At 43.4% G+C, this 1,767-nt stretch carries 1 protein-coding gene; it reads right to left on the reverse strand.

Features of this window, described 5'->3' with window-relative positions:
• Nucleotides 1-1,767: DUF5906 domain-containing protein (locus tag CDG79_RS40345; protein ID WP_333783019.1), on the reverse strand; the 1,767-nt coding region annotated here is incomplete at both ends.

A 1,767-nucleotide genomic window follows, 5' to 3' on the forward strand; every position in this document is an offset into this window, starting at 1 on the left:
CCTTATCAGGGACATAGCCTATGTTTGCGGCTTCTATGAAGTCAAATAGGTGATTATTTTCTTTCTGAAGGTTGTAGAAAGCATCAGTTGTACATTCGTAATCAATGCCTTCTGAAATCAGGTCGTTGAGAGCTTTCAGCATTTTATTTAGGAATGCTGGGGCAACATGCGTTCTGATAAATTCTTTGTCGTAAGCAAAGCGTGGGTCAGCTAGTAATTCATTTGGGTTGTTAGGGTCAGGATTTTTTTCAAAGGTTTTCTTGAACTCCAAAACTGCAATCCTATCTTGAATTGCTTTCATTACTCCTTGGAGTACTGGCGTTTCATTTAAGTTAAAAAGACCTATGGCTTCAGGGGTAAACTCAATATGGTCTTTACCCTTCCGTTCACAATGCAACTTGTTCCCTGTTACAAACAACTTTAAACTTTGGATTTTATCAATCCTAGATGTTTGCGGATTCTCAGAAGCCCAATTCACTCGGCTGTGCATCAACGGAGCTAGATTAAACTTCCTGCCTTCGTCGTACAATTGGAAGTCTGCTAAAGAGACAGAAGTTAGTCCATTTTCGCCGTAAATGATTGATACACATTCGCGCAGAGCATCTTTACCATTAGACCCAAGCCCAACTGCTAGAATTGCTTTTACCTCTCTTCCTCTGAGCTTCCTAACAGTTTGAAGGTCAATCGAAGCGGCAAGATTCCTCAAAAGAATTTCTCGTTGCGGTTTGTCCAAACACTCAAGTAATCGGTCGCAATCTGTAGTATCAGCCGAGGGATTGTACTCAATCAACGGTTCATAAATAAAGTAATCTTCGGGGGTATGAGGGTCTAGCCGTGGAATAACCTTATTACCTATCAAAACAGGTCTAACTATCCCATTAGTGCAGTTAATCCCTGGCGGATTGAGTAATTCTGCTTCAATTCCCGTTCGCATTTTCGCCCACTCTAGAACCTTCTTAACCGAACTAGGTGAAGCGTAAGGATAGGATTTTTTACCTTGCTCATTTTCAACTGCAAAAGAGTTACAGAAGTCAGTTATTCGCTTAGTTTCTCTAGAGTCAGGGGAGTGTTTATAGTGGTTGCCAGTATGCCAGTAGAGTCTATCCGCAGCGCAAATCCAACTCTTATCCCCATAGAGAGTTTTAAAGGCAATCTGAATAAAACTAACAACTGGATCGTCATCATTTGAACGATCTCCAGCATTAATTCCTTCTACCTGTTGCTCACGCGCTGCTACGGCTGCATGAATCTCCTTTTCTAACTTGTGGATAAACTCTATTACATCCATCTGTCCCAAGACTTCCTTAATATCGGATGACTTATATGTTAGTCCAGGGCAGATGTCGTGAGGATTAATTCCGATCAATGCGATTCCCACCTCTGCGGCACACTCTTGGCAGGTCTGGAGTTTTTTCAGCCCAGTGTCATCGGCATCATGCAGAAAAACAATTAATCCTATGCCTGATTCCTTCAGGAGTTGATATTCTGGGGTGATGGTTTTTTTATCCCATCCACTGCCCTGAAACGTAATCCCAGCAAGACCATGTGACCGACCAACTTCTACGCACCCCTCCCCTTCGTGTTGGAGTAGTGCCGGGGTTCCTTGTACAGATTTGGCGGCGGCGATCGCTTCATCAATGCGATATGCCCCCCAAGGTTGATCACCTTTTTTCATCTCTGGTGTGCCATCGGGGAGGCGATGCCATTGCCTAAAACTCTTGTCGTAACCTTTCTCTTTACTGGTGTCTGCCCATTCGTAACGGTCAA

Source organism: Nostoc sp. 'Peltigera membranacea cyanobiont' 232 (assembly GCF_002245985.1).
Classification (GTDB): Bacteria; Cyanobacteriota; Cyanobacteriia; order Cyanobacteriales; family Nostocaceae; genus Nostoc.